4 protein-coding genes are annotated in these 5,792 nt (G+C 70.3%); 3 read left to right on the top strand and 1 reads right to left on the bottom strand.

Annotated features, from left to right (window positions below; all coding sequences use genetic code 11):
• Window positions 1-190: 190 nt before the first annotated feature.
• The 3 genes from FNH08_RS42830 to FNH08_RS42820 are packed head-to-tail and all read left to right on the top strand — an operon-like array spanning window position 191 to window position 3,464.
• Window positions 191-1,567 (top strand): extracellular solute-binding protein, encoded by a 1,377-nt coding sequence (locus FNH08_RS42830; RefSeq protein WP_152776916.1) that lies wholly within the window; start codon window positions 191-193, stop codon window positions 1,565-1,567.
• A 2-nt stretch (window positions 1,568-1,569) separates the two neighbouring features.
• Window positions 1,570-2,589, top strand: a complete 1,020-nt coding sequence (locus FNH08_RS42825) for a carbohydrate ABC transporter permease (protein WP_407704567.1) — start codon at window positions 1,570-1,572, stop codon at window positions 2,587-2,589.
• Window positions 2,586-3,464, top strand: coding sequence for a carbohydrate ABC transporter permease (locus FNH08_RS42820; protein ID WP_152776914.1), 879 nt, complete (start codon window positions 2,586-2,588; stop codon window positions 3,462-3,464). The genes FNH08_RS42825 and FNH08_RS42820 overlap by 4 nt, the downstream gene beginning before the upstream one ends.
• Here the strand turns inward: FNH08_RS42820 and FNH08_RS42815 are convergent.
• Window positions 3,428-5,692, bottom strand: coding sequence for a glycoside hydrolase family 3 N-terminal domain-containing protein (locus tag FNH08_RS42815; RefSeq protein WP_152776917.1), 2,265 nt, complete (start codon window positions 5,690-5,692; stop codon window positions 3,428-3,430). The two genes, FNH08_RS42820 and FNH08_RS42815, sit on opposite strands and share 37 nt — an antisense overlap.
• Between the last annotated feature and the right edge of the window lie 100 nt (window positions 5,693-5,792).

Raw genomic sequence — 5,792 nt, 5'->3', positions numbered from 1 at the left:
CCACACGCCCCACCGCAGCACACCCCCCACAGCCGGCGGCAGCCCCCACCACGCGGCCGGAACCGAAACGCAACACGGAACCCCATTGACCTCCGATGAATTCTGGTCCACATTTTCATCAATCGGAGTCGAAGTTGGTGAATTGAACCAGCAGCGAGTGCAGCAACCTGGCCGCAGGAGGGCAACGAAAATGCGCGCAAGAAGACTCACCCGGTCCCTGACCTGTCTGGTCGCCCTGACATTGACGGCCGCAGGATGCGGACTGTCGGGCGGCGGAGACTCCGGAGACGGGGACGCCACCGTGGGCAACTGCAAGGTCGACAAGGGCAACGTCGGCTCCGGCAAGCTCTCCGGCGACATCAAGGGCAAGATCACCTTCCAGACCACCAACCTGAAGAAAGACTTCGGGAGCTTCTTCAACGGAGTGATCAAGGACTTCCAGAAGGCCAACCCGGGCACCTCGGTCAAGTGGATCGACGACCCCGGCGACAACACCTTCACCCAGCGCAACGTCGCCGACGCCCAGGGCTGCACCCTCCCTGACGTCATCAACCTCAACGCCGAGACCGCGACAGCCCTCACCAAGAACGGCTACCTGCTCGACCTGGGCACAAAGGACCCCTCCTCCTCCAAGCCCTTCGTCCCGGCGTTCTGGAAGTCCAGCACCATGAAGGACGCCAAGGGCGCGTCCGTGCACACCGTGTTCCCCTGGTACACCGGCGGCGTCCTGCTGACGTACAACACCTCCCTCCTGAAGAAGGCCGGGATCGACCCGGACAAGCCGCCGACAACCATGTTCGGACTCTTCGCCGACTACGAGAAGATCGCCAAATCGGCCAAGGGCAAGTACTACGCGACGATGGCCAACCCGATCTGGCGCATACCGGCCGACTGGGACCAGATGGACATCAAGACGCTGTCCGCCGACGGCAAGTCCGCCACCTTCGCCGACGACCCCCGGACCACCGAGTGGGTCGCCTGGATGGCGAAGCTGTACAAGGAGGGCGCCATGCCGAAGGACTCGCTGTCCTCCAGCAACGACCCCTCGACGCTGTACAGCCAGGGCCAGGTCGCGTACGGCTCGACCAACCCGAGCTTCGTGCGCTTCGTGAAGCAGAACAGCCCGTCGATCTACGGCAAGACCGGCGTCGGCCAGCAGCCCTTCGACCAGCTCGGCCACACCACCGGCGCCCCGCAGTACATCTCGGTCGCCTCGACCAGCAAGAACGCCCCCACGGCCCTCGCGTTCGCCAAGTTCCTCACCAACGCCGAGAACCAGACGGCCTGGTGCAAGGACCCGAACGTCGTGATCTTCCCGACGACCACGGCCTCGCTGGACGACCCGTTCTTCCAGAACGCCACCGGTGACGACGCGTTCGCCCAGGCCCGCAAGCTCGTCGCCGAACAGCTGAAGACCGCCACCGCCGACCAGACCGTCCTGTCCACGGCGGTGCAGAACGCCATCGTGTCCCAGGTGCAGCTGGCCATGCAGGGCAAGAAGAGCCCCGAGCAGGCGGTGAAGGACGCCCAGGCCAAGGCGAACGACCTGCTGAAGCAGGGCAGCTGACTGTGGTGACCGACACCGCGAAGCCGGTGTCCGTGCCCGGCGCGGAGGACAACCCCTCCGCGCCGGGCACGGCCCCGTCCCGCATACGCCGACTCGGCCGGTCCCTGCGCCCCGGCCCCGCCCCCGGCGCCAACGGCGCGGCGCTGTACCGCCGCTGGTGGCTGCCCTGGCTGTGGACCGCGCCCGCCGTCATCTGTGCGGCGGTCTTCGGCGTCTTCCCCTTCCTCAACACGCTGCTGCTGTCGTTCACCGACGCCAAGCCGCTCGGCGGTGCCGCGAGCTTCGTCGGCTGGTCCAACTACACGCGGATGCTGGACGACCCCGACTTCTGGCTGGCGACCCGCAACAGCCTGCTGTACGCGCTGATCGTGGTGCCACTGATGGTGCTGCTGCCGCTGATGCTCGCCGTGCTGGTCGAGAAGAATCTGCCCGGCATCGGGTTCTTCCGGTCGGCGTTCTACACCCCGGTGCTCGCCTCCAGCGTGGTCGTGGGGCTGAGCTGGCAGTGGCTGCTGGCCGACGAGGGCCTGATCAACACCTGGCTGGAGAAGGCCCATCTGATCAAGGACGCCATCCCCTTCCTCTCCGACTCCTGGCTGATCCTGTTCTCCGCGATGGGCCTGACGCTGTGGAAGGGCCTCGGCTGGTACATGATCTTCTACCTGGCCGCGCTGGGGAACGTCTCCCGGGAACTGCACGAGGCGGCGGCCATGGACGGCGCCGGCGCGGTCCGGCGCTTCTGGCACATCACGGTGCCGGGCGTACGGACGGCCATGATGCTGGTCGGCACGCTCACCGGCATCGGCTCCCTGCGGGTGTTCACCGAGATCTACATGCTCGGCAGCTACACCGGAGGCCCCGGCGGCGCCGACCGCACCCTGCCCTTCTACATCCGCGACGTCGGCCTGGACCCGATGACCGGCAACGCCGGTTACGGCTCGGCGGTCAGTGTGGCCCTGTTCCTGCTGACGCTGGGGCTGACCCTGCTGGCGCAGCGTCTGACGAAGGAGGACGAGTCATGACGACGGCCGTGCGGAAGCCCCGGCGCCTGATGCCGCGCTGGCGGGACTACGGCCGCCCCCGGGAACTGGTCGTGCGCTACCTGCTGCTGCTCTTCGTGCTCGCCATCACCGTCGGGCCGCTGGTCTGGCAGTTCCTGGCGTCGCTGAAGGGCGTCAACGAGGACGTCTTCGGCTCGAACGCCTCGCTCCTGCCGCACGACCCGACCCTGCGGGCCTACCGGGCGGTCTTCGAGCAGGTGCCGGTGGCCACGTACATCAGGAACAGCGTGATCGTGGTCATCCTGTCGGTGACCAGCCAGCTGCTGTTCTCCACCACGGCCGGCTACATGATGTCCAAGCCCGCCTGGAAGGGCCGCAGGTCGGTCTGGATCCTGCTGGCCGCCTCCATGATGTTCCCCTTCGAGTCGATCATGGTGTCGCTGTTCCTGAGCGTCCGTGACCTCGGCCTGGTCGACAACCTGGTGGGCGTGTGGCTGCCCGGGTTCGTCGGTGCCATCAACGTCCTGCTGATGCGCGGTGCGTTCCTGGCGGTGCCGCGCGAGATCGAGGACTCGGCGATGCTCGACGGCGCGAACGAGTGGCAGCGCTTCCGGCACCTCTATCTGCCGTCCGCGTGGGGCGCGATCATGGTCGTCGTCATCAACACCTTCATCAGCGCCTGGGACGACTTCCTCTGGCCGCTGATCGTGCTGCGCTCGGAGCAGAACATGACGCTGACGCTGGGTCTTGCCCGGCTGCAGAGCTCGTCGTTCGGCTACGACCAGCGGATCGTCATGGCCGGGTCGGTGATCTCCGTCGTGCCGGTGCTGGTGCTGTTCATCATCACCCAGCGGTGGTTCTACAGGGGGGTCGCGGCGGGCGCCGTGAAGTTCTGACCGGCCGCGGCTGCCTCGCCGGTCCGCAGCACGACGGGTACGGCGGTCAGCGCGGCCCGCGACGACTCGGCGACCCGGATCTCCAGGGTGCCGGGCAGCACGGCCGTCTCCAGGTCGGCGCCGACCTGCTCCAGTTGGTCGGCGCCGAGGGGGAAGGCGACCGTACGGCACTCCCCCGGCACCAGGTCGACGCTCCGGAAGGCCCGCAGTTCGAGGGTGCGCGGCCACACCGGCGTCAGCAGACGGCGGATGTAGAGCTGGGCGACGGTACGGCCCTGGCGCTGCCCCGTGTTGCTGATGTCGACCTCCACGGTGTGCCCGGCGAGGCGCGGCGGGCCGTACGCGAAGGTCGTGTACGTCAGCCCGTGCCCGAAGGAGTAGAGCGGCTCGGAGCTCTCGTCGGCGTACGCCCTGTACCCGGTGTCCTTGTGGTTGTAGTGGACGGGCAGCTGCCCCACCGAGCGCGGCACGGAGACGGGGAGCCGTCCGCCGGGTTCCGCGTGCCCGAGCAGCACCTCGGCGATCGCGTCGCCGCCCCACGGGCCGGGGTACCAGGCGGTGAGCAGGGCCGCCGCGCGGTCCGCCGCCTCGGGGACGGCGTGCGGGCGGCCCTGGACCAGGACGACCACGGTGGGGGTGCCGGTGGCCGTGACGGCGTCCAGCAGCGCGTGCTGGGCCCGGCCGAGCCGTAGCCCGGCGAGGTCCACGCCCTCTCCGCAGGTCATCTCGGAGACGGGTGAGCGCGCGGCTCCGTTGGCGGCGAAGTCCGTGTCGGGCGTACGGGCGCTGCTGCCGCCCAGCACCAGTACGGCGAGGTCGGCGGCGCTCGCCGCGGCGACGGCCTCGGGGATGCCCGAGAGGTCGTCGCCCGTGAGGGCGCAGCCGCGGGCGTGGCGGATCGCGAGTCCGGGCGGGGCGAGTCGGCGCAGCCCGTCGAGGACGCTGCTGCCCGTGCCGGGGCGCTGCGGGGCGGTGTAGTCCCCGAGTTGGTGGGCGGTCGTGCCGGCGTGCGGGCCGAGGACGGCGACGCGCGAGACCGTCGGCCGGACCGGCAGCACCTCGCCGTCGTCGTGGAGCAGGGTGACCGCGCCACGGGCGAGGGCGGTGCTCAGGGCGCGACCGCGGGCGGCGACGGGCGCGGGTGCCGAGCGGTCGGCGGTGTACGGCCGGTCGAAGAGCCCGAGGCGGAACTTCAGGCTGAGCACGCGGGAGACGGCGGCGTCCAGGACGTCCTCGCCGACGAGACCGCGCTCGACCGCCTCCTGAAGGTGCGTGAAACCCTCGTCCCACAGGCTCAGGTCGACGCCCGCGCTCAGGGCGAGGGCACCGGCCGACGCCTTGTCGCCGGTGATCCGGGCCAGCGCGTCCACGGCGAGCCCGTCCGCCATGACCAGCCCCTCGAAGCCCCAGCGTTCGCGGAGCAGCCCGTGCAGCAGGGCGCGGTTGCCGGAGCAGGGCATGCCGTCGACCTCGTTGTACGCGGCCATGACGGCGGCGGCGCCGGCCCGGACTCCGGCATAGGCGGCCGGGAGGTGGATCTCGTGCAGTTCCCGGAGCCCGAGTTCCGACTCGGCGGAGTTGCGGCCGCCGACGGTGGCGCCCTGTCCCGCGAAGTGCTTGAGCACGACGGGCGCCTTGTCGTCGGCGAAGAGACCGTCCGGCATGTGGCCCTGCATTCCGCGGACGACTGCCTCGGTAAGCCGGGCGGCGAGGTACGGGTCCTCCGCGAAGCACTCCTCGGTACGGCCCCAACGCGGGTCGCGGGCGATGTCCAGCCCGGAGACGAGGGCCACGTGGCCGCCACGGGCGCGCAGTTCGGCGGCGGCGTGGGCGGCGGCGCGCTCGTACAGCTCGGGGTCCCAGGTGGCGCCGACGGCCAGGTTGACGGGGAGGACGGTGCCGTCGAGGGCCATGTGGCCGTGCGGGACCTCCTCGACGAACAGGGCGGGGATGCCGAGTCGACTGGAGTCCACGACATGACGCTGCACCAGGTCGGCGAGGTCCGCGCTGTGCGCCGCACCGGCTCCGGTGGTGTGGTCGGCTCCGGACCAGGCGTCGGCGCGGAAGAGTCCGTAGAGGGCGCCGAGTCCCGCGAAGCGCTCGGTCTCCGCGCGCAGCGCCTCGGTGAGCTCGAACGCGCCGTCGGGCGTGCGGCGGTAGGCGTCCCAGCCGTACATGCGCTGGTTGAGCTGGCCGGCCTTCTCGCGCAGGGTCATACGGGAGAGCAGGTCGCGGACGCGGGTGTCGACGGGAGCCGCGGGGTCCCGGTAGGCGGGGCGGTCACGGAGGTCGGGGCGGTCGCCGTGCGCGGGGCGGTCGCCGTGGGCG

It is taken from the genome of Streptomyces spongiae (assembly GCF_009377185.1).
In the GTDB taxonomy this organism is placed as follows: Bacteria; Actinomycetota; Actinomycetes; order Streptomycetales; family Streptomycetaceae; genus Streptomyces; species Streptomyces spongiae.
This window is presented reverse-complemented; position numbering and strand designations above follow the sequence as displayed.

Coding starts and splice junctions, on each gene's coding strand:
- FNH08_RS42830 (WP_152776916.1), top strand. CDS start 191: ATGCGCGCAAGAAGACTCACCCGGTCCCTGACCTGTCTGGTCGCCCTG.
- FNH08_RS42820 (WP_152776914.1), top strand. CDS start 2,586: ATGACGACGGCCGTGCGGAAGCCCCGGCGCCTGATGCCGCGCTGGCGG.